Origin of the sequence: Photobacterium carnosum (genome assembly GCF_002849605.1) — a bacterium.
Classification (GTDB): domain Bacteria; phylum Pseudomonadota; class Gammaproteobacteria; order Enterobacterales; family Vibrionaceae; genus Photobacterium; species Photobacterium carnosum.
Genome location: NZ_NPIB01000013.1, coordinates 96,506 through 118,427, shown reverse-complemented (window position 1 = coordinate 118,427; position 21,922 = coordinate 96,506). Strand labels below are relative to the sequence as shown.

Below are 21,922 nucleotides of genomic sequence, written 5' to 3'. Positions count from 1 at the left end.
AACCACCGGTACTTATTATGGATGAACCTACAAGTAGTATGGATAATCGTTCAGAAATGTATATTAAGCAGCAGTTACGTCAAATGAAGCAAGATGAGACATTAATTTTGATCACCCATAAAACGGGGATGCTTGATGTGGTTGATCGATTAATCGTTATGGAACATGGTCATATCGTTGCTGATGGCCCTAAAGAACAAGTATTACAAACATTACGTAACGGTAATATTAATCAATCTCCAACAAATAAATAAAATAGTACACGTAACTATTTTAATTAATAATAGTTGTAATATATGGCCAGTTTGTCCACCATAACAAACTGGTTACTCAAACTATTTAGGATTCTCGTGGAAAAAGTTGCGATTTTTGTCGATGTCCAAAACATCTATTATACTGTTAAAGAAAAGTATCATTGTAACTTCGATTACAATGCTTTTTGGGCAGAAGTATCACAAGGGCGAGAAATTGTTGCCGCTTATGCTTATGCCATTCATAAGGGTGATGAAAAACAACGACAGTTTCAAAATATACTGCGTGGCATTGGCTTTGAGGTAAAATTAAAGCCGTTCATTCAACGTAGTGATGGTTCAGCAAAAGGTGACTGGGATGTGGGCATTACTATTGATGTACTAGAACACGCTGCCGATGCCGATCGTATTATTTTATTATCAGGTGATGGTGATTTTGATTTACTGGTCGAGAAAGTACAAACCAAATATAATACTGTTGTTGAAGTCTATGGCGTTCCCGGTTTAACAGCGACCTCTTTAATTAATACTGCACAACATTATCGAGAAATTGAAAACACCTTACTCCTTGGACGTTAGGATTATTCAAAAAAAAGGCCAACATTATATGTTGGCCTTTTTTTTATCAGAATTATTTTACATGCGGAGCATGAACAAGATCTGAATGGCTATAAATGTTCATTAATTCACTTACGGCTTGACGCACCATTTTGACAGGGACAATAATGAAATAAATAGAAGCTAAAATCACCATTGTAGGATCTGCATAAACAGCTAAATGTGCATATTGAGTCATCATCAATACTTTTGCGACTACAAAACCCATTAATACAGCAGCACTGATAACAGTATCCATTACCCACTGTTTTGCTTCGGCGTCAGCTAATGCTGATGAAATATTTTCACTTTTGACTTTGATATAACGGTATGTGCCATAACAACCCACAACACTAATCATACCAAAGGCTAAAGCCACACCCGCATTGATATCACGGCCACCAGCTAAAATAGCTTCAATAGCTGAATAAAATGACCATATACACATTAAAGCAATCACTGAGCCTTTAATCGTAATAACAGCAGGAGCTATCATTGCGACTTGCGAACTATCTTTGTTTATTTCAGGTTTATGAAGATAATGCGCAGCACCCAGAGACAACATGGTTAACGCCAAGCTTACTAAAGAATATGCACCATCAAAAATAATCACTAAAGAACCAACCAGTGACCCAAGTACAATCCCTAAAATAGCAAAAGTAAACGATGACACAGAAGACAACAGGAGTAAACCGCGCTCTTGTTGCATTGAACTAGACATATAGGCCTCAATCGACAGATTTTTCGTCGTTTTTTTGTTAAGTTATGAAACTAATGAGATGATACAATCACTTCTATTAATACTATAATCACTGAGCGTCAATTTTATCGTCGCTGAAAAGTGCAATTACACACCCACATACCGCCATATTTAACCCACCGGTGTCGTCAATGAAAATAGTTCAAATTGAAATGTTTCTATCAACAATAAAAACAGGCTCAATTGCCGAAGCTGCTCGTCGTCATGGGAAAAGTCGTACAACTGTTAGTGCATCGTTAAGTGCACTAGAAGACACCTTAGGCGTTGAGCTTCTAAACCGCAGTGGTAATCGCATTACACCAACAGTGATTGGTGAAGCAACAGTCAATGATTTTGAACGCATCATCTTAATTGCACGAGATATTCACACTCGCTGTGAGCAATATAATATTGGTGTTGAGGCAAGTATTCGCATTGCTCGCGATGATTCATTACCAGAATCATTATGGCGTCAATTATTACGTCAGATCCGCATTCAATTCCCACAAACAAGTGTCTCGATTTATAGTGCTCCAACACAAGAACTAGAAGAAATGGTGGCAAAGAATCTTGTCGATGTCGCTTATGGTTTATTACCTAATGCTCATATTTTCTCACGATTACAGCAAACAGACTTAGGACAAATGCGTATGATGTCTGTTGCTCATAAAAATCACCCGCTGAGTCAACTGAGAAAAGTAAATGATGCCGATCTTGAACGCTATACTGAGATTGCTGTCGCTTACTTTGATGAAGAAAGCTTACGTATCGTGACACCTAAAGCCGGGAAATATATCGCTTTATCTTTTTATGAACACTTACGCGATGCCGTACTTGATCAAACAGGCTGGTCATCATTACCCGCAATACTTATTAAACAGCACTTACGAGAAGGGACACTTAAGGTTATTAAATATAATCGAGCCATGAATTGGCAATCATATGGTGAGGTTGTTGAAAATGAAGCTCGACGCGGTACCGTTGTAAAATGGCTATCTGAACAATTAGAAACCTATTTATTCGATGAAAGCGATTAATTCTCAATATTCACATTTACAACATCATAATTAATTACACAAATATAGCATAAACATAAATTTATAAAATAATCGCATTTTAAGAGCATTATCTAAAATAATGATAAATATACCTGACAAATAGCCATCTATTGCTAGACTTATTCTCACCTATAAATAAATATTCATATAATATCGTATATCCATGAGAATAAATTATTCTTTAGCAAAATAATTTATAGTAAATTTTCAATTACAAGCTAGATTGCACAGCGTTTTTAATTCACTATGTGCGCCACAAATTAAGATCGTCTAATGCTAGCTTCAATAATAGTACATACAACTATTACGAAAACGATCTGACATAATATGTAATAACATAACAGTATTATTAGTAACGAGCTTGATATGAACAGTGAGCCATTACAAGAGTAAAAAAGAAAGTTATATCAATTAATTATTTATATTTTCTAACGTACCCTTAATCGTAATTTAAAAGGAAATAAGCTTTATGATGAGAAAATTAGTTGCTGAATTTATCGGCATCGGTTGGTTAGTTTTAGGCGGTTGTGGTAGTGCTGTATTAGCGGCGGCATACCCTGATTTAGGTATCGGATTTTTAGGTGTTGCTCTGGCATTTGGTTTAACTGTGGTAACCATGGCATACGCAATTGGTCATATCTCAGGTTGTCACTTAAACCCAGCCGTTACTGTTGGTCTATGGACTGGCGGTCGTTTCCCTACAGGTGACGTTATTCCTTACATTGCAGCACAAGTACTTGGTGGTATTGCTGGTGCTGGTGTGCTTTATATCATTGCAAGCGGTCAGGCTGGTTTTGATCTTGCAAATGGCTTTGCTTCTAACGGTTACGGTGCCCATTCTCCTGGTCATTACTCTTTGTTGTCTGCATTCGTTACCGAAGTTGTAATGTCATTCATGTTCTTATTCGTAATTTTAGGTGCAACACATAAGCTTGCTTCTCCACAAATGGCAGGTCTTGCGATTGGTCTAGCACTAACACTGATTCACTTAATCAGTATTCCTGTAACTAATACATCAGTTAACCCTGCTCGTAGTACTGGTCCTGCATTATTCGTTGGCGACTGGGCAACATCACAATTATGGATGTTCTGGGTTGCACCTCTGATTGGTGCTGCTATTGCTGGTGTTGTATACCGCTGGTTATGCCCTGACAATGAATACCGTTCAGTAAGCTAAGTTTACTAAGCCAATATTGAATATAAAAAAGCGAGCTTAATCATTAAGTTCGCTTTTTTTATGGCTTATAATTTATACGGTACTCATCAGCTTCACATTTAGAGACCAACCAACTGTAACAACGCCTGTACTGGATGTTTAAATTGAATATGTTCCAATCGTTTAACTTGGCTACGACATGAATAGCCAGTTGCCATACAGCGAGTGGAGTCATACTGATCAATCTTCTCTTTCCAGCTTAAATTAAACACGCTCTTTGACGCTTCTAATTTATCGCTTTCATGACCGAATGTACCCGCCATTCCACAGCAACCAACAGGCACAGATTCCATAACACCGCCAAAATGCGTAAAAATAGCTCCCCATTGCTTTTCAGCATTAGGTAATTTGGTTTTTTCCGTACAATGGGCAAACAGATACCATGGCTTATCACTTTGCAATGGTCTTTGCGGTAATTGCTGTAATAATGGTAATAGCCATTCATGAGCAGTTAAAACCATAAATTTACCTCGGCGTTGTTGTAACACTTCAGTATATTCATCGCGATAACACAATACTAAAGCAGGATCGACACCCACCATCGGTATATTCAATACTGCTAATTGATTTAAAAAATCAGCCGTTGATGTTGCTGTTTTCGCAAACGCTTTTAAGAATCCTTTTACATGTTGTGCTTTTCCATTAGGTTTAAATGGCAGCAAAATCGGCTTTTTACCTAGTTTCTCAATTAAATGGATAAAATCACGTACAACTTGCGCATCATAAAAACTAGTGAAAGGGTCTTGAACCACTAAAACGTAATTCTCCCGCTCCTGATCTGATAGTGCTTGTAACCATAACATGTCAAAACATAACGCATGATGGCCATCCAAACTTTCAGATAACGTTGGTACCGACAGTAATGGCATATCAACATAACCAATAGTCTTTAAGGTTAACTTTTTCGACCATTGTGGTCTGATTACACTGTTTACGATGACTGGCGCTTTCACCATTAACGGTAAAATATTTTCAACATACGCCACCAAATAATCTTTTACTGGGCGTTGATAACGGCTGTAATAAATATTCATAAATCGTGAACGAAAACTGGGTACATCAACCTTAATAGGACATTGACTTGCACATGCTTTACACGCTAAGCAACCATTCATCGCGTCCATGACCTCATGTGAAAAATCATAGCGATGACGATTAGAACCATAAGTATTTTTTAAGCGATCTATGATCTGTTTGATTGTTGGAGATGTGGTTAATAATTGCTGTTCTAACTCATCAGCATTGATCCCCTGCTCTGCTAATTGTCTTAGCCATTCACGTACTAACCCTGCTCGTCCTTTAGGTGAATGACGACGATCAGCTGAGATCTTCATTGAGGGGCACATAGGCGAGCTGGTGTCATAGTTAAAACACAAACCATTACCGTTACATTCCATGGCTTGTTTAAAGCTGTCTCTCGTGGTTACAGCAATTTGTCGATCATAAAAACCCCGCTTTACACTATCAACTTTAACTAATTCACTGTCATTACCAAGTGGTGTACAAATTTTACCTGGGTTCATACGGTTATGGGGATCAAACGCCGCTTTAATTCGACGTAGCTCTGTGAATAATTCTTCACCAAAAAAAGCAGGACCATATTCAGAACGAAATCCCTTACCATGTTCGCCCCACATTAAACCGCCATATTTAGCGACTAATGTAACCACTTGATCAGACACTTCTTTCATTAACAATTCTTGTTGGGGATCGCACATATCCAACGCAGGACGCACATGTAAGACACCCGCATCAACATGTCCAAACATGCCATACTGAAGAGATTTTTCATCCAATAACTGTCTAAATTCAGCGATAAAATCTGCTAAATGTTCAGGTGGTACACAGGTATCTTCAGCAAATGCTATTGGCTTTTTCGCCCCTTTAACAGCCCCTAATAACCCCACTGCTTTTTTACGCATGGTATACATTTTTTGGATACTGGCTAAATCATCACAAACTTGATAACCAATAATACCCGCTTGTTGATCTGCTATTAATTGGTCAAGTTGTTGGCACAATGCTGCAACGTGTTGTTGGTTCTCTGTGAGATCATTACTGGCATACTCCACCATGTTAATACCTAACATGATTTTTCCCTGTACATCAATTAATAGATCTTCAACCGTATTCCAAACAATATCTTCTTTGGCTAGATTTAATACTTTTGAATCAATGGTTTCAACCGATAATGCATGGGCAGCCACCATCATCGGTGCATTGCGTAATGCAGAATCAAAACTATCGTATTTAATATTGACTAACGTGCGAGATTTTGGAATTGGCGTAATATTTAACTTAGCTTCTGCGATAAAGGCTAAAGATCCTTCAGATCCACATAATAAGCGCGCAATATCAAACTGTTGAAGTTGTTCATCATAAACATGTTTCAAATCATAACCAGTAAGAAACCGATTAAGTTTTGGGAATTTATCAACTATTTGTTGGCGTTTATTCCGACAAATTTGAGCGGTTGTTTTGATGGCATTATTAACAAACACAGTATCATCCAATGCCATAATTTGATCATTATTTAGCGGTTCAGTATTAAGTACCGAACCATCAACGCATACCGCAGTCAGTGCTAAAACATGATCAGATGTTTTGCCGTATTTTAATGAACCCTGACCAGAAGCATCGGTGTTAATCATGCCTCCAATCGTGGCACGATTACTGGTTGAAAGATCAGGTGAGAAAAAATAGCCATAGAGACGTAAAGCATCATTCAATTGATCTTTAATGACACCACTTTGAACACGTACCCAACCTTCAGCAATATTAATCTCTAAGATTTGATTTAAATAGCGAGAAAGATCAACCACAATTCCAGATGTTAAGGATTGACCGTTTGTTCCCGTACCACCACCACGAGGAGAAAATGTAACGCTCTGATAATCATCATGACAACCTATTTTCCCAATAAGAATAAGATCATCAATATTACGAGGTAATACCACCGCTTGGGGTAACTGTTGGTAGATACTATTATCAGTTGCAACCGCTAATCGACTAGCATAACTCTGTTCAATATCACCTTGAAATCCAGCTTCAGATAGTGCAGTTAAATATGATAGTACGACATGATCAATACTACTTTGATAGGTTAATGCAGGTAACATATTTTTTACTCTCCCTTTTCCAGTGATTACGCAATCATGCGCAGCCATTTCCAATAGCACTGGATTTACTATTTATTATTAATCACTTTAACAATACGTTGAAAGTGTATATTTTCACTTTACTCTACCTAGAAACTAAACAAAACAAAACAAAACAAAACAAAACAATTTATAAGTTCATCACCTATAATACCAGCCAGTAAAGCTATTATATTAATAACAGTAACAAAGCCTCAATTTATGGTAAAAATGTTGTTTATATTGCAAGTAAATAAAATAAAGCCCTTAAAAAGAGCTTTATTTTTAATAGAACAAAAATACAAAGATGACTAAATACCGCCCATCAGGGTATATTTCATTTCAGTATATTCTTCTAGGCCTTGATGAGCACCTTCTCGACCTAATCCTGATTCTTTAACGCCACCAAATGGTGCAAGTTCAGTTGAAATAAGGCCTTCATTCACGCCTACCATGCCATATTCAAGTGCTTCACTCACATTAAATGCGCGCGATAATGATTGCGTATAAATATAAGCGGCCAAGCCTGAATCAGTATTATTAGCACGATCAATAACGTCTTGATCATCATTAAAACTAAAAATAGCCGCTAATGGGCCAAAGGTTTCTTCGGTTGCAACTAACATGTCATCTCGAATATCACGAATAATCGTTGGCTGAACAAAACAGTCACTCGAAAGTTGTTGGCTACCTAACACTAAGTGAGCACCTTTTAACATCGCATCATGAATATGACGTTCAACTTTTTCAACCGCAGCTCGATTAATTAAAGGCCCGATAGTCACACCGTCATCTAATCCATTACCGACGTTCAGTAATACCACTTGTTGACGTAATCGATCAATGAATTGTTCATAAATACTACTATGTACATAAATGCGATTAGCACAGACACATGTTTGGCCTGCATTACGAAATTTAGCAATCATCACACCGTCAATGGCACGATCAATATCAGCGTCATCAAAAATAATAAAGGGTGCATTACCGCCTAATTCTAATGATACTTTTTTTACACTGGCAGCCGCTTGCGCCATTAACAATTTACCAATCGCTGTAGAGCCTGTGAAAGAAATCTTTTTAACTTTTTTATTACCCGTAAGTTCAGCGCCAATTTTAACCGCATCACCCGTTACAACACTGAATAAGCCATCAGGAATGCCTGCTTCTTGCGCTAATGCCGCCAATGCCAATGCGGTAAAGGGAGTATCAGGTGCGGGTTTTAATACCACAGCACAACCCGCAGCGAATGCAGGACCACATTTACGGGTGATCATTGCCGCAGGGAAATTCCATGGCGTAATAGCCGCCACAACACCAACAGGTTGGCGTGAAACTAAAATTCTTGCGTCAGCTTTGTGACTTGGAATTATTTCTCCATTCATCCGCTTAGCTTCTTCGGCATACCATTCAACAAAGCTTGCAGCATAGACTATTTCGCCTTTAGCTTCATTAAGTGGCTTACCTTGCTCTAAGGTCAAAATAGTAGCTAACTCAACCGTATTATCAATAATCAATTCATACCATTTACGCAATACGGCCGCTTTATATTTTGCGGTTGTTTTTGACCACTGCCGATACGCTTTATCTGCACCATCTATCGCAACTCGTGTCTCTTCAGCCCCCATCAAAGGTACATTTCCAATGACTTCAGCTGTTGCAGGGTTAGTCACAACGGTGTGTTTTCCTGAATATGCGTTGACCCACTCACCATTTATAAACGCTTGTTGTTTAAACAAACCACCTAAAGATAATGTCATTACGATACCTTGCTTTATTTTATCGATGAATTAGTAACAAAAAAAGTGCTCATTAACACTCTTCATTAAAATAAATAACTAATTGATTACGTTATTATATTACAACCTTACTAATATAACAGCTTAGGTAGGCATTCAGAGACACCCAGAGCTTAGAAATAAAATCACAAAAATAGCATTATTCATCAGCAAATAATTATTATCACGACTACGCTTTAGCTAATATAGATATTAAAAATAAACGTCGTGTTACTGCCATTTAAAGTGGATATAAATATCTTATGCCAAAAAGTAGACAGCTTACCCATATTCGTCATGGTATAAAAAAAGGCATTACTACTTCTTTCATCCATGAGAAACATTTTACAACCACGAATCCATTTGTTTTATGGGAACACTTTACATCGAAAACACCCACTAACCACGGTCTTAACTTTCATGGCCATTCAGGTGTAGAAGCGATTAGCTATCCTCTTACAGGGACTATTTCACATTATGACTCAACACCACAACATCATATAATTAACAGTGGTGATGTTCATATAATGACAAGTGGTCAAGGAATCATTCATAAATCTACCACGTTGCCACAGCAATCAATAAGTGAATCGTTCCAATTATGGATGGCTCTACCTGCTACAAATAATAATGAAATGTGTCAACCTAAGAGCCAATTATTCAATAAGGATAACTTTCCATTAATTGAAACAAATAATTCAACTACCAAACTATTAGTGGGTCATTATCATCAATATTCTAGCCCCGTAAAAAGTCATTGTGAGCTAATTTTACTTGATATTATTATGGCCTCTTATAGCACCTGGTATTTTGCACCACCTAAACAACACCTATCAGGTTTTATTTACTTAAAGTCAGGTGTCGCTTATAGTGCTAATAATAAATTAACACCATTTCAAATGGGGTTGTTTGAATCATCTTCATCACCAATAATAATCACAACAACGAATCAAAGCTCACGATTTTTCATTGCTGTTGCTATTCCATTAAATCAACCATTAATAACAAATCAACATTCAGTCCACTCGTGTAAAAATAATATCAATAAAAGCCAAACGACAATAAATGAACTATTATCCAATATTAACCAATAAAATTGTTAATATTAACTTTACTATAAACCTCTAAATATAAAACAGATTATTAATTAAATTATATTTTATTTAAAAGAATATTATATCGATATCAATTTATAACTTTAAGAATAAAATACTATTTATCTAATTAAAATGCCGTATATAGGTATACGACATTAATAATCAATTGATAATTATGGACGGGTTGCTACTTGGAATGTACCATTTGATTGGAACCAAATAGTTTGCTTTTGCTTACGACCAAGTAATAATGGACCATCATCAAAAAACAAAAAATTCTTCCAATTACGTTTAAATACACCCCATTTAGTTTCAATAATATTATATTTTTCATAACAGAAAAAAATAGTAGTATTATCTTCCCACTTTACATCAGCCAGTAGCTCTGCTGGTAACTCAGGCTCATCACTGTCCCAAGCTTTCTGCCAATCTATTGAGTCTGACCAAATTTTTTTATCAAAAGCCCAGTCGCCTTTCTCAAAATGATCAGCATCAGAACTTTGGTTACTCACATGTTCACACCACAATTGCGCTGAACGAGCTTGAGTAAATGGTTTTATTTGTACTAAATCAGCTTCCGATACAGGCATTGATGCATGAGTAAAAATCCACTTACGTACGTAACTATCAAATTCGATATAATTCATTTGTCAGCCTAAAAAGATAAAGACGACGCAATGTACATCAGTGTTGATATTTGTTCCAGTCTCTCACCAATAATTTTTATATTTCAGGGTTTATTGATATAAAAAGGCACAACAAAAAATTGCACCCAATCACACTGTTTAGTTTACTTATTTTGATCCCACAAATTACTGACCCAACCACCAATATGATCATCATAATGATTATCTGAAAAAGTAGGCGATGTTTTTATAGGTCGATCATGATGATATTCAAGCAGCTCAGATATATGCCTCACCATCGGATCATCGGTAGACTGCATTTGCCGTTTTTGGGCAACTTCCTTAATAATCTGTAATCGATATGACGAGCTCATTTTTTTCATTGCTAACTCCTCTAAGTGAAATACACAAATAACAACCAAATAAAAATAGGCCTCTCCACGGATTACGTCAAATCACTAATTTTAAATTGTTATATATTCACATTACACTCTGAAATAAATTTTACCTATAAAACAATAAGTTAAATTAATTTACGTGTATGTGTAAAATATAGCCTTCTTGTGAAGTATTTAACCAATTGATTATAATAAACTTTAAAAAAATATTTTTTCTGCTATTTTTTAAGTATTCATACTGCAATCTCGATATTGCACCATAATTAGCAACGTTTGTTTTATGGCGTATCTGTTAGACGATTAAACCGCTATAATTAATACCGTTATTTGTAATTATTCTAGGAGTGTTTGTGCGTTTATTACCTGTTATTACTTTTTCTCTAGTCAGTTTTTTCAGTACTGCTATTAATGCTAACGCAGATACATTAGTACCGTCTTCTCTCGTAAACAATATTTCTACTCAACTAAATAAAGCATCTACAAAAATAAAGACGATTCCCACCGAGTTATTACCAAGTAAAAATAACCAATGCAATAAAACTTTGAACTACAAGATTTTTTTTGAAGGACATGATATTGGTAATTATCAGCGTAATATAGTTTGGAATGGTACTCAGGCAAATATTTATACTAACAGTACCGTTAATGTATTAATCACTAAAGCAAAATTAAACCAGCATTCAACACTTCATTGGTCACCACAACGTCAAAGTTTTGTGACAGATTCTTTTGAGCGTAATATAAAAGGCTTAATGACAGGTAAAGTCTCTGCCACTTTTACTGATAATGGTGCAAAATCAACAGTAATTGAAGATGGTAAATCACGTCAATTCAGTGAAACCTTATTACCTATACTTGATGGTGATGCAATCGCGGCACAAATGCGATTAGATATAATGCAAGGTAAGAAAAATTTCGATTTTATTTTGCAAAATAGTGATGACATTAGTCATTATTATTTTAAAGTTATCGGAGAAGAAACAATTGCTACCAATTTTGGTGATCTAAAAGCAATTCGCATTGATCAAATAAAGAAAAGTGATCGCCAACTTTCATTATGGTTTGCACCTTCAATTGACTATCAACTAGTACGTGCAACCTACAAACGTAAATTACTCGATTTAAAAACGGTATTAATCAGTAAAAAAATTAACTGCCCGACTAACTCAGTATTCATTAAATAACCATCATCGCAATCAACTGAACAGCCATTATATAGATGGCTGTTTAATTATAGATTACTTCGCTACTGCTTTACTGCCAATAATCTTATATGCAGGCGTACCTCTGACTAACATTTCACGAGCAAATACAGTCTGGCATTCAGGGCAAATACATGCTTGTAGAGTAAAGTCTTTACTTATCCTCTCCTTAAAGCACTTCACTAATGCACCCTTTCCACCTTTACGATATTTAAATAGTACTGTTTTACAACGGCGACACAACACATCAACCGTTGTAACTGGGCCTTTTTTATTAGGTTTAGCCATTAAAATCTTTCTTCTTATGATAAGAGATACAATCAGATTCTTACTTATTTAACTAACGTCGATATAGATACAATACCGTTATTTCTCACCTAGTGTAGTATTAAATAGCTAATAAAGTGAATATCACACACAAAAGGATACCAATGAAAATAATTTTAATTCTTATAAGTACTGTATTTTTATTATCAGCATGCACACCAACAGTTGGGAGTGAAAAATGGTGCAAACAACTAAAAGAAAAAGCCAAAGGAGAATGGAGTGCGAATGAAGCGGTTGAATTTACTCAAAATTGTATTATTCGATTAAGTGATGACAAAAAATAAGGCTAAGCCTCCATTTTGCATAATCTTAAATGAACTATTAATAAAGATAATAAACAGCAGACGAAAAAAAAGCTCATCTAATGATGAGCTTTTTTAATCGATGGTGCCCCGGGCCGGACTTGAACCGGCACAGCGCGAACGCCGAGGGATTTTAAATCCCTTGTGTCTACCAATTCCACCACCAGGGCACGCAAATCAATGCGATGGGTAAGACACCATCTTTAGATATCGCTATTTAGCCATATCTTTTAATTCTGTTATAACAACTTCCTTTACTTATATAAAAGAAGAGATGGTGCCCCGGGCCGGACTTGAACCGGCACAGCGCGAACGCCGAGGGATTTTAAATCCCTTGTGTCTACCAATTCCACCACCAGGGCACGCAATTTAATGCGATGGGTAAGACACCATCTATAAATATCGCTATTTAGCCATATTTTTTAATTTGGAGCGACACACGAGGTTCGAACTCGTGACCTCAACCTTGGCAAGGTTGCGCTCTACCAGCTGAGCTAGTGTCGCAAGAGGAAGTATGGAGGCGCGTCCCGGAGTCGAACCGAGGTACGCGGATTTGCAATCCGATGCATAGCCACTCTGCCAACGCGCCATATTTCCTAACCGATAAGACGTTGTTGTCTCGCGGTATGGGGTGCATTCTACGGATTACTGAGAATGAGTCAACTGCATTTTGTAACTTTTTGATTGTTTGGCTATTTTATGCGCAAAACAATCAATTACGATTATATGACAGTCAATTACATCCTGTTCTACATCATGTCACGCATTGAATCAGAAGGAATAATTGCATCTAAAGATGTTGTCACTCTATGACTCAGTGTTTGCGCTAAGACTAATGATTGTGAAATCGTTTGTTGATTAATTCGAGCAGCAAGATAACCAGCAACAAAGGCATTATCCACTATCTGATCACCATACTGCACTGCCAATTTGATAGTTGCTACTCGTAATAAAGCATCAGAACGAATAACCAAGCTACACACGGTACATTCTGTACTGTTAGCTTGCTTAAAAACAACCTCACGACATCCCCATTGAATATAACGCTGGGTTAAATAGCGTGCGCTTCCCCAAATTCTCATTTCATCATTCAAATCAATAAAGGCGATATCAACATAAGGAAATATTTTTCCATACCAATATTGAGCTTGCCTCGTTGACCAAAGATCAGCGCGAAAACTGTTATCTAAATAAACCTTTCCTCCTTTTTCCTTATGTATCTCAAGTAAACTCAATAACACTGTTTTATCATCATCTGTTAATGCCGCAATACTGCTACCACTAATATAAATTGCATCATAGTCATTATTAGTCACAGCATGATGTAATAAGGCTGGACCATAAGAGAAATAATACCGCATTGCATTATCTTTATTCCAATAATGATAATGCCGTTGACCATAGTTATCAGTTTCGATGAAGCATAAATTAGGAAATTTAGTTGCTAAACATTTTACTAAACTGGTATCAATATTTTCTCGTTGCCAACATTGCAGCATTTGCATTGATATTTTTTCAATACCTATACATGTTGCATAGCTAACATGTATTGCACGCGAACCACCTAGCCGTGCTAAATATAAAGCACGATTAACAACATTACCGCCATATGTTTGATGTCGAGGTGAATGGTTAAGCTCAACTAATGCTTCTCCAAAAAAAACAATCTTCATATCTTCCCTCGCTAGAGATAACGATAAACAATAATACACCGCTTAAAATTGACTCATTAAAGCCTAATACATTCTGTTTTATCATTATCTTTACAATACTCTAGATTTGACTTTTTTTTAGATGATAATAGGGTTTATCCAGTAATAATAAAATACCTCTGGCTCTTGAGCGTTTAACACTATTTCCTGCTATTCATTGAAGTGTATATTCCTGTTCTAATTAGATTCACATCAATATTATTATCAGTTATCTCTGTAATCATTAAACTAACAATATATGATTTCCATACAGGCATAGGTTACAATTCTAATAGTGATAGACTATTTTTTAACAACATAAGATCTATTGCTCTTTAATTATTATCTGCGGAGCCTTGCTCCTGTTTTTTATTGATGTGGACTGAGATATGGAAGCAGAACAAACAGAAATTCTTAATTTTATTAGCCAATACTCACCGTTCGATTTACTGCCAGAAGAACAACTGAACGAATTAGCTATCGAAATTGAAGTGGCCTATCACCGTGCAGACAGCATGATTTTAAACCTAGGTGATAGCATTAATGATTTATTTCTTATTCGTAGTGGGGCTGTTGAGGTTTATCGTCGCAAAGGAGAACTATATAACCGTTTAGATGAAGGTGATATTTTTGGGCAAATGGGATTATTAATGAATAATCGAGTCAGAATGCCCGCAAAAGCCTTAGAAGACACCCTACTCTATTGCATACCAGGTAACCTATTTACCAAACTCTGTGATGACTATGATAGTTTTGCTGACTTTGTTGAAGTTGATGATGGTTCTCGTCTACGCCACGCTGTCTCTCGTCAAAATGATGAAAATGATTTAACCACTTCTAAAGTGCGTACATTACTAACTCGCGATGCCGTAATCCTTAATCAAAATGCAACCATTCAAGTTGCCGCTCAAACGATGGCTGATGAAGGTATTTCAGCGCTACTTATCTGCGATGAAAACATCACTGACGATGATGATGATAATGACTTAATTGTTGGTATTATCACTGATCGAGATCTATGTACACGAGTATTAGCGCTTGGCGTATCAACCGCAGAATCAGTCTCGACGGTGATGTCAGCCGAGCCGATCACACTCGATCATAATGCCTATGTGTTTGAAGCAATGCTTACCATGCTGCGCTCTAATATTCATCACTTACCCGTCATGCGAAATAAACATCCCGTTGGCATTATTAGTGTTTCTGATATTGTGCGCTATGAATCTCAAAACAGTTTATTACTCGTCAGTAGTATCTACCAGCAACAATCCGTAGAAGAATTAGCGGCATTATCAACACAAGTTAAAGACTGTTTTGTGCGCATGGTTAATGAAGATGCTAATTCACATATGATTGGTAGTGCGATGGCTGAAATTGGTCGAAGCTTTAAACAACGCCTGCTTGAACTCGCAGAAGAAAAATATGGCCTACCGCCGGTACCATATTGTTTTCTTGCGCTCGGCTCAATGGCTCGAGATGAACAACTAATCGTCACCGACCAAGATAATGCGATCATTCTTGATAATCATTTCAATTATGACAAGCATAACGCCTACTTTGAAAAACTGGCTAAATTTGTCTGTGATGGATTAGCTGAATGCGGCTATACCTATTGTACGGGCGATATTATGGCAACCAATCCAGAATGGCGCAAAACCCGTCAACAATGGGAAAATTGTTTTGCCGATTGGATTGATAATCCTAAACCCATTGCATTACTTAACAGTTCAATATTCTTTGATCTTGGTGGTGTATGGGGTAAAACTAAATGGGCTAAACAACTTAATGGCTTTATCGTCCGCCGAGCACGAAATAGCCCTCGCTTCTTAGCGTGTCTAGCCCGTAATGCTTTAAACCGCACTCCTCCATTAGGATTTTTCAAAGATTTTGTAATGGAAAAAGATGGTCGACATAATAACTCAATCAATCTTAAACGCCGTGGTACAGCGCCGTTAGCCGATTTAATTCGCGTACATTCCCTTGCTGTTGGTTCACGATCACAAAACTCTCTTGAACGCCTTGATGATATTATCGATAGCGGCATTCTACCCCCGGGTCGAGCACAAGACTTACGTGACGCGATGGAATACATCTCTTTAGTCCGTATTCGTCACCAAGCATTGGATATTGAAGCAGAAATCGAGCCTGATAACAGTATTGAACCTGAAAATATGTCTGATTTTGAACGTCGAAATCTCAAAGATGCATTCCAAATATTAAGTAAAGCGCAAAACTTTGTAAAATTTCGTTATCAATCAGCAAGATAATAAAAAGAGCAGTTAATGTTTCATTACGGATCAAAACAATCTGCTTCTGCACACTTTACGCGTAACATGCCAGTTTCTGACTGGCATTTACGGTTCAAAATATTGGCGCAAGAAGCACAAGATAGCCGCATAAAATCTTATTATCAGACGGGTATTATCGCTGAAGACACACCATTAAGTGAAGTGCCTTTTGTGGCACTCGATTTTGAAACGACAGGACTCAATTCAGAAACTGATGATATTGTTAGTATTGGATTAGTACCCTTTGATATTCATCGTATTTATTGTCGAGAATCACAACATTGGGTAGTAAAACCTAAGGTAAAATTAGAAGAAGATTCTGTCGTTATTCACGGTATTACGCACTCTGACGTGCAACAAGCACCTGATTTACGTCGTATTCTTGAAGCGGTATTAGATGCGCTAGCGGGAAAAGTTGTCGTTGTACATTACAAAAATATTGAGCGACAATTTATGGATCGCGCCTTAAAAATTCGCTTAGGAGAAGGAATTCAATTCCCCGTCGTTGATACATTAGCCATTGAAGCAACCATTCAACAGCAACTAGTTAACGGCCTGTGGAATAGATTAAAAGGTAAACGTCCAGATTCAGTACGACTGGGAAAATGCCGTTCTCGTTATGGTCTACCAGCCTACCAACCGCACCATGCATTAACTGATTCTTTAGCAACAGCAGAATTACTTCAAGCACAAATCGCCTATCACTTTAGTCCTGAAACACCCATTGGCTACCTTTGGGAATAAAACGATTGTTACAGAAAACGACTCCCATAAAAAAGCAGCCACTCAGATCTTATTCTGGCGGCTGCTTTTTATGACGTTAGCGTTATTTTAAGTACTTAACTAATGGGTTATTTATCACGCTCGGTTCTAAAGCCCATTAATAAACTGACGCACATTAATAATAAAATAAACGTAAACGGTAACGCTGTAGAAATTGTACCCGCTTGTAATGCTTCAATGGCTTGCGTACCACCAACCCATAACAATGCAATCGCAATAACACCTTCAACGGCAGCCCAGAAAATACGCTGCGCAACAGGGTTATCAACTTTACCACCAGCTGTAATACTATCGATAACCAATGAGCCCGAATCTGATGATGTAACAAAGAACACCAAAATAAGAATCACCGAAATAAACGATAAAATAGTACCAAAGGGTAACGCATCATACATTTGGAACATTGCTAACGGCACTTGGGTGATACCTTTCGTGCCTAATGTACCAATATGATCCATTATTTGATGAATAGCCTGTCCACCAAAGACTGACATCCAAACAATCGTTACTGCTGTTGGAATAAGTAATACTGCAATTAAGAACTCACGAACAGTACGACCTTTTGAGATACGCGCAATAAATGAACCTACAAATGGTGACCATGAAATCCACCATGCCCAATACACAACAGTCCAAGCATGCATCCATTTTTCATCAGCACGATCATATGGATTACTTAACGGAATAAAGTTTTCAATATATCCCATTACTGTCTTTGGAATAGTATCAATAGAAACAGAAAAACCGACAAGAGCTACAAAAATCAATAAGACAACGGCAACTATCATATTAATATTACTCAGTAACTTAACACCAGAATCGATGCCTTTTGCTACAGAATAAATAGCGACACAAGTCACAACAATGATAATACCAATCTGTAATCCTAAGCCGCCATGAGTACCAAATACATGGTTAATACCACTCGCGGCTTGTTGTGCACCTAAGCCTAATGAGGTCGCTAAACCAAACAATGTTGCTAAAACAGCTAGAATATCAATGATATGTCCAGCCCAACCCCATGTACGATCACCAAGAATGGGATAAAATACAGAGCGAATAGAAAGGGGTAATCCTTTATTATAAGCAAAATATGCCATTGATAATGCAACAACACCATAGATAGCCCAAGGGTGTAAACCCCAGTGGTACATCGTTGCACCCATCGCGACTTGAAAAGCTTCTGGTGTTCCTGGTGTGACATTTAATGGTGTAGAACCACCCCAACCAGTGAAATAAGCGGCAGGTTCAGCTACACTCCAAAACATTAAGCCAATGCCCATACCCGCAGCAAATAGCATTGAAAGCCATGATAATGTTGTGTGCTCAGCTTCTGCATCTTTACCACCTAGACGAATGCGTCCATACGGTGAAACAATCAAGGCTAAACAAAAGAAAACAAAGAAATTACCGGCCCAAATAAATAAAGAAGCAAATTGATTAACAATCGCACTCTTTACACTATCTAAAGCGGCTTTTGCTGTTGCTGGATCAGTAACTAAAATTGCAATTAAAAAAATGACTATCAATCCAGCACTCACACCAAAAACGGCGTTATGCACATCGAACCCCCACTTTTGGACGTTATCTTGCCCAATAGTGTAATCCGTATTATTTATACTATATTTATCGTGTTTACTCATTTATTACATCCTGTTAGATATCGCCTCAACTATAATATTTAGTCATGTAAATAAAAATTAAAGCGCCATTATATAACCATTAGTAGATAAGAACTGTCAATAGAGCAATAAAGCAACCAAATGAATTGATTTGATTCATTTTAAGCCCAAAGCAGACGTTGCTATTAATTGCTTTTTATCACAATAACTATTTTTTATTTGTACTCTAACTATCTATTGCTACAACTTTAGTTCATTTGAAATTTTTAACTACTTTTTATATGTAACAATACCAAATTACATTTATTTTTATTATTTTTAATCAATAGATTAGACGTAATATTCACCCTAAATAGTAGAAGCACTCATTAGTATAAATAAACAAAAAATATTGGTATTAACTTACCGCATTATAAAAATGAATAAGCCATTATCAACTCATCGCTTTTAGTATGAATAATAAAGCTTCTTGAAAAAATAATACTGTTTAAAAGTTAATTATAATTAATTAGTAAGTTTGCAAAAATTAACCAGTATCGATTATTTTTTAATCAAAAACGACAATAAAAACAAGTAATGGTAAATTATCAAGCAAACTCAAGAGAGATAAAAGTACAACCTTTTATACAACCTATTCCTGGTTGCTCACTTTGTTCTGGTGTAATCAATACCAAAGGTTGTCCACATTTCTCACAAGCAACCACTTTCCCTTGCATCACTTTTTTTATTACTGCATGTTGATTACTAAATGATTGTTTAGCTTGTTTATTTAATTGCGAAAAATCCAATTTCATCATTTATCTCTTAGGTATTTATAAAAAGGGGGAATTCCCCCTTCATTAGTTATATTAGATCAATTCTATAACTCAAAATCATCAAAGCTAGTATTACCAACTTGACGTTCAAGAAATGCAACTAAATCATCATGACCGCCAATATAGTGACCATCTAAAATAATCTGTGGTACTGTTCGTACATTAACATTTGCACTATGTTGAATAAAATCCACCATAACCATTTTTGTTAATTGTTGTCCGAGTACTAATGTCACATATTCAGTACCTTGCTGATCCAGCAATGCTTTTGCTTTTACACAATACGGACAATTAGGCTGAGTGATTATCACATTTTTATATTCACTTAATTGTTCAATTGTCAAACCTTGATCGCTATTCATAATCTAATGTATCTTCAGTATCAAAAATGACATTAACGATAAAACAATCTACGTTGTGAGTAAAACCCATAAACAACACAATCAAAAAAATAATCAAAAAAGCACAAATATCACTCAGTTATGACAATTTAACAACACGCTTATGCGAAACTTACAAATAGTATAAATTAGACAAACAAGTTAACACTTTTTACTTACGCACATATTGAATAATCAGTAAAAATAGATGATATTAATCAAACAATAAAATAAGTTATAGCTCGTATAACATTTTATATCACTGCCAAGCATTTTATAAATACACACCTTCATTATTTATATACGGACGTATTGATAATTCATAAGAATCAAAAAGGAGAACACTGGTGGATACTTCAGCTGTCACACATCAAACATACAATAAAGGTGAACTTACGCAGCTACTGGATATTGCCCGTGATGCGATTCGAGGTCATTTTTCAGAAAAAGCAATTTCAACGTCTGCACCTAAAATAGAGCACTATAATCGTAAAATGTTGCAACCTGCAGCATGCTTTGTAACATTAGAAGTTAACGGTCAACTACAAGGTTGTATCGGTTCTACGATTGCAACTAAACCTTTAATATTAGAAATGCATAACAAAGCGATTGGTAGTGCTTATGAAGATCGCCGTTTTATGCCACTTGCAGAAGATCAACTTGATGATTTAAGTATTGAAGTCGAAGTGCTATCACCGTTGGTTATACAACCCTTTAGTACTGAAGCTGAATTGTTTGAGTATTTATCTCATAGTAAGCAAGGGGTGTTGTTAACGGATCGACACGTACAAACAGTTGTATTACCAAGCGCTTGGCGTCGAGGGTTATCAACGCTTCAATTTATACAACTACTCAAACAAAAAGCAGGTTGGTCAACTAATTATTGGTCTGACTCTATGGTCATTAAAACGTTTACTACCTGCGCACTTAAAGAAAATTTCAATACTATCCGCGGTAAATATTTTTAATTAACAATCTAAAAATATCATCAATATAAAATGACTGAGATATTTAGTCATTTTATCATATTTATAACATCTAACCTCTAAAGTATGACATAATTTACAAAAATTCGACGTTACCAATAAAATACATAACAGATTTTATTATTACTTTATTGAGGTTTTATGAGTAAATTTATCTATCCATTTTTAGCTGGCATTCTATTACTGGCAACATTAAGTGGTTGTAATAGCACACCTAAAGAAACATCAAACCATTGGGTTAAACTAGCCACTAAAACTGCTAATTTTCAAACAGATACTGATACTGTCACAATCAACTCATTATTTAATTCCGCACACTATAACCATCTTAAATTAACGTGCATACAAGGCACTGTACAAATAGATGCTATTAAAATCAATTATGCTGATGGTCATGTGCAACAACTGTCAACATTAGGTTTACTAACTAAAAATAGTTCTACACGCGCAATGACACTTGATCGCGCTCAAAATAAAATAAAATCAATTGAATTGACATATAACAGTATTGGTAATGCAACATTGAATTTAGCGGGTGTGACTAAAAAAGCCAAGCTTGAAATTTGGGCAAAAAAGACCGCAGATACCAATAATTAATACAATTTAAAAGAGGGACAATCGTTATTGTT

At 36.3% G+C, this 21,922-nt stretch carries 20 protein-coding genes, 4 tRNA genes and 1 pseudogene; 11 read left to right on the top strand and 14 right to left on the bottom strand.

Annotated features, from left to right (window positions below):
• Together CIK00_RS11970 and CIK00_RS11965 are read left to right on the top strand one after the other, a co-directional pair.
• Positions 1–254 (top strand): annotated as a pseudogene (locus CIK00_RS11970) (type I secretion system permease/ATPase); the annotation flags it as partial.
• Positions 255–350: 96 nt separating this feature from the next.
• Entirely contained in the window at positions 351–830 is a 480-nt protein-coding gene (locus CIK00_RS11965) for a LabA-like NYN domain-containing protein (protein ID WP_101769084.1), read from the top strand.
• Between the two features lie 52 nt (positions 831–882).
• On the opposite strand, the gene CIK00_RS11960 is transcribed toward CIK00_RS11965, so the two are convergent.
• A complete protein-coding gene (locus CIK00_RS11960; protein ID WP_101769083.1) occupies positions 883–1,569 on the bottom strand; it encodes a cation transporter in 687 nt (228 codons plus the stop codon).
• 170 nt (positions 1,570–1,739) lie between these two features.
• On the opposite strand from CIK00_RS11960, the gene CIK00_RS11955 reads away from it, so the two are divergent.
• Positions 1,740–2,624 (top strand): LysR family transcriptional regulator, encoded by an 885-nt coding sequence (locus CIK00_RS11955; RefSeq protein WP_101769082.1) that lies wholly within the window; start codon positions 1,740–1,742, stop codon positions 2,622–2,624.
• A 493-nt stretch (positions 2,625–3,117) separates the two neighbouring features.
• Entirely contained in the window at positions 3,118–3,822 is a 705-nt protein-coding gene (gene aqpZ / locus CIK00_RS11950) for an aquaporin Z (RefSeq protein WP_202820811.1), read from the top strand.
• Positions 3,823–3,920: 98 nt separating this feature from the next.
• Here aqpZ and ydiJ read toward each other — a convergent pair whose 3' ends face one another.
• Entirely contained in the window at positions 3,921–6,980 is a 3,060-nt protein-coding gene (gene ydiJ / locus CIK00_RS11945) for a D-2-hydroxyglutarate dehydrogenase YdiJ (protein ID WP_101769080.1), read from the bottom strand.
• A gap of 329 nt (positions 6,981–7,309) precedes the next feature.
• The gene (locus CIK00_RS11940; RefSeq protein WP_101769079.1) at positions 7,310–8,758 is read right to left on the bottom strand and encodes an NAD-dependent succinate-semialdehyde dehydrogenase; all 1,449 of its coding nucleotides are present in this window, start codon (positions 8,756–8,758) and stop codon (positions 7,310–7,312) included.
• A gap of 281 nt (positions 8,759–9,039) precedes the next feature.
• On the opposite strand from CIK00_RS11940, the gene CIK00_RS11935 reads away from it, so the two are divergent.
• Positions 9,040–9,870, top strand: a complete 831-nt coding sequence (locus tag CIK00_RS11935) for a pirin family protein (protein ID WP_101769078.1) — start codon at positions 9,040–9,042, stop codon at positions 9,868–9,870.
• A 176-nt stretch (positions 9,871–10,046) separates the two neighbouring features.
• On the opposite strand, the gene CIK00_RS11930 is transcribed toward CIK00_RS11935, so the two are convergent.
• Together CIK00_RS11930 and CIK00_RS11925 are read right to left on the bottom strand one after the other, a co-directional pair.
• Entirely contained in the window at positions 10,047–10,520 is a 474-nt protein-coding gene (locus tag CIK00_RS11930) for a DUF2947 domain-containing protein (protein ID WP_101769077.1), read from the bottom strand.
• Between the two features lie 143 nt (positions 10,521–10,663).
• On the bottom strand, positions 10,664–10,882 hold the full coding sequence (locus CIK00_RS11925; RefSeq protein WP_101769076.1) for a hypothetical protein: 219 nt from the start codon (positions 10,880–10,882) through the stop codon (positions 10,664–10,666).
• A 365-nt stretch (positions 10,883–11,247) separates the two neighbouring features.
• Between CIK00_RS11925 and CIK00_RS11920 the strand changes: the two genes are divergently transcribed.
• Positions 11,248–12,081 (top strand): DUF3108 domain-containing protein, encoded by an 834-nt coding sequence (locus tag CIK00_RS11920; protein ID WP_101769075.1) that lies wholly within the window; start codon positions 11,248–11,250, stop codon positions 12,079–12,081.
• 54 nt (positions 12,082–12,135) lie between these two features.
• Here CIK00_RS11920 and CIK00_RS11915 read toward each other — a convergent pair whose 3' ends face one another.
• Positions 12,136–12,387 carry a hypothetical protein gene (locus CIK00_RS11915; protein WP_101769074.1) on the bottom strand — a complete coding sequence of 84 codons (252 nt, stop codon included), beginning with the start codon at positions 12,385–12,387 and terminating at the stop codon, positions 12,136–12,138.
• A 143-nt stretch (positions 12,388–12,530) separates the two neighbouring features.
• On the opposite strand from CIK00_RS11915, the gene CIK00_RS11910 reads away from it, so the two are divergent.
• Positions 12,531–12,710 (top strand): DUF3012 domain-containing protein, encoded by a 180-nt coding sequence (locus CIK00_RS11910; protein ID WP_101769073.1) that lies wholly within the window; start codon positions 12,531–12,533, stop codon positions 12,708–12,710.
• A gap of 101 nt (positions 12,711–12,811) precedes the next feature.
• Here CIK00_RS11910 and CIK00_RS11905 read toward each other — a convergent pair.
• From CIK00_RS11905 to CIK00_RS11885, 5 genes are all read right to left on the bottom strand, one after another.
• Positions 12,812–12,898, bottom strand: a tRNA-Leu gene (locus CIK00_RS11905).
• Between the two features lie 105 nt (positions 12,899–13,003).
• A tRNA-Leu gene (locus tag CIK00_RS11900) sits at positions 13,004–13,090 on the bottom strand.
• A 66-nt stretch (positions 13,091–13,156) separates the two neighbouring features.
• Positions 13,157–13,232 (bottom strand) — tRNA-Gly (locus CIK00_RS11895).
• 11 nt (positions 13,233–13,243) lie between these two features.
• A tRNA-Cys gene (locus CIK00_RS11890) sits at positions 13,244–13,317 on the bottom strand.
• A gap of 160 nt (positions 13,318–13,477) precedes the next feature.
• On the bottom strand, positions 13,478–14,401 hold the full coding sequence (locus CIK00_RS11885; RefSeq protein WP_101769072.1) for a PfkB family carbohydrate kinase: 924 nt from the start codon (positions 14,399–14,401) through the stop codon (positions 13,478–13,480).
• Between the two features lie 407 nt (positions 14,402–14,808).
• Here CIK00_RS11885 and CIK00_RS11880 point away from each other — a divergent pair, with 407 nt between their 5' ends.
• Both CIK00_RS11880 and CIK00_RS11875 read left to right on the top strand, forming a co-directional pair.
• Positions 14,809–16,686, top strand: coding sequence for a DUF294 nucleotidyltransferase-like domain-containing protein (locus CIK00_RS11880; RefSeq protein ID WP_101769071.1), 1,878 nt, complete (start codon positions 14,809–14,811; stop codon positions 16,684–16,686).
• Between the two features lie 15 nt (positions 16,687–16,701).
• Positions 16,702–17,451, top strand: a complete 750-nt coding sequence (locus tag CIK00_RS11875) for a 3'-5' exonuclease (RefSeq protein WP_101769070.1) — start codon at positions 16,702–16,704, stop codon at positions 17,449–17,451.
• Between the two features lie 107 nt (positions 17,452–17,558).
• Here the strand turns inward: CIK00_RS11875 and CIK00_RS11870 are convergent, their stop codons facing one another.
• The 3 genes from CIK00_RS11870 to CIK00_RS11860 all read right to left on the bottom strand — a co-directional run bounded on the left by CIK00_RS11870 (position 17,559) and on the right by CIK00_RS11860 (position 20,289).
• Positions 17,559–19,133 carry a BCCT family transporter gene (locus CIK00_RS11870; RefSeq protein WP_101769069.1) on the bottom strand — a complete coding sequence of 525 codons (1,575 nt, stop codon included), beginning with the start codon at positions 19,131–19,133 and terminating at the stop codon, positions 17,559–17,561.
• Positions 19,134–19,699: 566 nt separating this feature from the next.
• Positions 19,700–19,909, bottom strand: coding sequence for a hypothetical protein (locus tag CIK00_RS11865; RefSeq protein WP_101769068.1), 210 nt, complete (start codon positions 19,907–19,909; stop codon positions 19,700–19,702).
• A gap of 62 nt (positions 19,910–19,971) precedes the next feature.
• Positions 19,972–20,289 carry a glutaredoxin domain-containing protein gene (locus CIK00_RS11860; RefSeq protein ID WP_101769067.1) on the bottom strand — a complete coding sequence of 106 codons (318 nt, stop codon included), beginning with the start codon at positions 20,287–20,289 and terminating at the stop codon, positions 19,972–19,974.
• Between the two features lie 365 nt (positions 20,290–20,654).
• Here CIK00_RS11860 and amrA point away from each other — a divergent pair, with 365 nt between their 5' ends.
• Positions 20,655–21,275, top strand: a complete 621-nt coding sequence (gene amrA / locus CIK00_RS11855; protein WP_101769066.1) for an AmmeMemoRadiSam system protein A — start codon at positions 20,655–20,657, stop codon at positions 21,273–21,275.
• Positions 21,276–21,434: 159 nt separating this feature from the next.
• The gene (locus CIK00_RS11850) at positions 21,435–21,890 is read left to right on the top strand and encodes a hypothetical protein (protein WP_101769065.1); all 456 of its coding nucleotides are present in this window, start codon (positions 21,435–21,437) and stop codon (positions 21,888–21,890) included.
• The last annotated feature ends 32 nt before the right edge of the window (positions 21,891–21,922 follow it).

Bases quoted from the DNA above. Each gene is read 5' to 3' on its own strand.
- CIK00_RS11915 (WP_101769074.1), bottom strand. From the start codon at position 12,387: ATGGCTAAACCTAATAAAAAAGGCCCAGTTACAACGGTTGATGTGTTG.
- CIK00_RS11955 (WP_101769082.1), top strand. From the start codon at position 1,740: ATGAAAATAGTTCAAATTGAAATGTTTCTATCAACAATAAAAACAGGC.
- CIK00_RS11865 (WP_101769068.1), bottom strand. From the start codon at position 19,909: ATGATGAAATTGGATTTTTCGCAATTAAATAAACAAGCTAAACAATCA.
- CIK00_RS11910 (WP_101769073.1), top strand. From the start codon at position 12,531: ATGAAAATAATTTTAATTCTTATAAGTACTGTATTTTTATTATCAGCA.
- CIK00_RS11850 (WP_101769065.1), top strand. From the start codon at position 21,435: ATGAGTAAATTTATCTATCCATTTTTAGCTGGCATTCTATTACTGGCA.
- CIK00_RS11880 (WP_101769071.1), top strand. From the start codon at position 14,809: ATGGAAGCAGAACAAACAGAAATTCTTAATTTTATTAGCCAATACTCA.
- CIK00_RS11960 (WP_101769083.1), bottom strand. From the start codon at position 1,569: ATGTCTAGTTCAATGCAACAAGAGCGCGGTTTACTCCTGTTGTCTTCT.
- ydiJ (WP_101769080.1), bottom strand. From the start codon at position 6,980: ATGTTACCTGCATTAACCTATCAAAGTAGTATTGATCATGTCGTACTA.
- aqpZ (WP_202820811.1), top strand. From the start codon at position 3,118: ATGAGAAAATTAGTTGCTGAATTTATCGGCATCGGTTGGTTAGTTTTA.
- CIK00_RS11870 (WP_101769069.1), bottom strand. From the start codon at position 19,133: ATGAGTAAACACGATAAATATAGTATAAATAATACGGATTACACTATT.
- CIK00_RS11940 (WP_101769079.1), bottom strand. From the start codon at position 8,758: ATGACATTATCTTTAGGTGGTTTGTTTAAACAACAAGCGTTTATAAAT.
- CIK00_RS11875 (WP_101769070.1), top strand. From the start codon at position 16,702: ATGTTTCATTACGGATCAAAACAATCTGCTTCTGCACACTTTACGCGT.
- CIK00_RS11930 (WP_101769077.1), bottom strand. From the start codon at position 10,520: ATGAATTATATCGAATTTGATAGTTACGTACGTAAGTGGATTTTTACT.
- CIK00_RS11860 (WP_101769067.1), bottom strand. From the start codon at position 20,289: ATGAATAGCGATCAAGGTTTGACAATTGAACAATTAAGTGAATATAAA.
- CIK00_RS11885 (WP_101769072.1), bottom strand. From the start codon at position 14,401: ATGAAGATTGTTTTTTTTGGAGAAGCATTAGTTGAGCTTAACCATTCA.
- CIK00_RS11935 (WP_101769078.1), top strand. From the start codon at position 9,040: ATGCCAAAAAGTAGACAGCTTACCCATATTCGTCATGGTATAAAAAAA.
- CIK00_RS11925 (WP_101769076.1), bottom strand. From the start codon at position 10,882: ATGAAAAAAATGAGCTCGTCATATCGATTACAGATTATTAAGGAAGTT.